At 48.6% G+C, this 2344-nt stretch carries 2 protein-coding genes and 1 pseudogene; all 3 read left to right on the top strand.

Annotated elements, in window-relative coordinates; genetic code table 11:
- Positions 1 to 415 (top strand): redoxin domain-containing protein (locus AC1DWB_RS33685; protein WP_477545445.1); only part of this gene is annotated, 415 nt, incomplete at its 5' end.
- A gap of 19 nt (positions 416 to 434) precedes the next feature.
- The gene (resB, locus tag AC1DWB_RS33680) at positions 435 to 2123 is read left to right on the top strand and encodes a cytochrome c biogenesis protein ResB (protein WP_477545444.1); all 1689 of its coding nucleotides are present in this window, start codon (positions 435 to 437) and stop codon (positions 2121 to 2123) included.
- A pseudogene (locus AC1DWB_RS33675) lies at positions 2120 to 2344 on the top strand (c-type cytochrome biogenesis protein CcsB); the annotation flags it as partial. The gene resB and the pseudogene AC1DWB_RS33675, both read left to right, overlap by 4 nt.

Here is a 2344-nt window from a genome sequence, read left to right as displayed (position 1 = left end):
AGGTAGCACGGCTCCTGCTTTTACGTTATCGGGACTGGATGGGACATCGCACGAACTGTCGGATTACAAAGGCAAGGTCGTCGTCGTCAATTTCTGGGGCAGTTGGTGTGAGCCCTGTTACAAGGAAATGCCGGCCATCCAGAATCAGTACGAGAAGTGGAAAGATCGGGGCGTAGAGGTGTTGGGTCTTAATCTCGACGAAAGCCCGGTTACCGTCCAAAGCTTTGTTCGACAATACGGTTTGACATTCCCTATTCTGATCGATAAAGAGCTCCGCATGCGTAACAAGTACCATGTGTCGAGCTATCCGACCACATTCTTCATTAATGGGAGCGGTAAGATCGAGAAAATTCAAGTCGGAGGCATGGATGAGGCGTATATCGAGCAGACACTGACCGCCATGCTGAAAGATTGAAGGAAGGGAGCTGCAACGGTTGATTGCCAACACGAAATGCGAATGCGGTCATCAAAATCATGTCGGAACGGTTCTCTGCGAATCTTGCGGCAAGCCACTTAACGAAGGTGACGGCGATGAACTGTTAGAGATGCGTTATGACGGGGTAGCCCGTCGTTCCCAGCGCGTCAATCCATCCTGGATAGATCAGGTTTGGAACTTTTTTTCTTCCGTGAAGATCGCCATTTATCTCATTCTGGCCACATTGGTCGGAGCGGCGATCGGAACGATCTATCCACAGGAGAACACGTTCATTAATATGGATCCAGCTGTCTTCTACCGAGATAAGTATGGAACGCTAGGACAAATCTATTATGCACTCGGGTTGTCCGATACGTATGGTTCTTGGTGGTTTATCGGTTTACTGGTCATGATCGGAACATCGCTTGTGATATGTAGCTTGGACCGTGTACTCCCGCTTTATAGAGCGCTCAGCAAGCAGCAGATTCGCAAGCATATGCAATTTCTTACTAGACAGAAGGTTACCTACTCTACAGATTTGGCGCTCGAGTCAGTCGATGGAAGTAACAAGGACTTGCCTGCCGAGCAATGGGTAGACGGATTTGCCGCTCAACTGCGTAAGAGACGATATAAGGTTCATAGAGAGGGGACTGCACTGCTCGCCGAGAAACACCGGTTCAGCCGATGGGGCCCCTATATTAATCATATCGGTCTCATTATCTTCTTGTTGGCGGTTGTGGCTAGAGGTATTCCGGGCTGGCATCTCGACCATTACATGGGGTTTATCGAAGGGCAGACGGTGAAAATACCGGATACGCCGTATTATTTGAAGAATGAACAGTTCTCAGTCGTCTACTACGATGAGAAAGAAATGTCGGAAAAGTTCCGGGAACGCAATCAAACTGTAGCGAAATCGTATATGACGAAAGCTGTGCTCTATGAATGCTCGAAAAATTGTGACGACTCGTCCAAGGAGCCAGAGCTGAAGCAAGTGACGACTCACGACATTGTCGTGAACAGCCCATTGAATTACAAGGGGCTGCTCGCTTATCAGTTCGATTTCTCGGAAACGCCGCAGCTTATCTCAGTAACACCGATGCTGAAGAACAAGAAGACCGGGGAGACATTCGGACCTTTCAAGATCAAGATGAAAAATCCCGCCGAGACCTACGAAGCCGGACCGTATAAGCTCACATTAAAAGGGTATTTCCCTGAATTCTCCTTGAATGATGCGGGTCAGCCGGTTACGAAGTCTAACGATCCGAACGCTCCGGCATTCGTCTTCTCCATCACTGGTCCGAATATGCCTGCAGAAGGTTCAGCCTACATGTACTTCCCGCGTGAAGTGGACAAGGTGAACTTCCGTCAAGACGCGATAAACGGAGCGGTCGGCAGTCAGTGGGACATCTCTGTTAATTCGATGCAGGATGTGGAGATTGCCAACTATACGAGCTTTCTGAACATTCGTAAAGACTTGGCGCTGCCTTATATATGGGTAGGATCGGCCATGTTCATGATTGGGGTTATTATGGGGCTGTATTGGCAGCATCGTCGGATATGGATTCGCATTGATGACGGCAATGCACTGACGCTCGGCGCACATACGAATAAGAATTGGTACGGTATTCGGAACGAGGTAGCCGCTTCTTTGCAAGCTGTGGGCTTACAGGCAGATCCGAAACAGCTTGTGAATGAGGTGAGGAAATGAGTTTAGAATCAGTCAGTAGCACATTTTTATTATTTTCGTTCATATTTTACTGTTTGTCATTCGGGTTGTTCGTTATTTCGATAACGGGTAAGCGATTCAGTGCTAGAGAGCCGGAAGAGCATGTACGTTTGTGGAGTCGATTGGGCTTCGGTGTTGCTGTTCTTGGACTTGTCGCACATCTAGTATTCTTCTTCACCCGGTGGGCGGCAGCGGGTCATATC

It is taken from the genome of Paenibacillus sp. P4_E11, from assembly GCF_056401635.1.
This window is presented reverse-complemented; position numbering and strand designations above follow the sequence as displayed.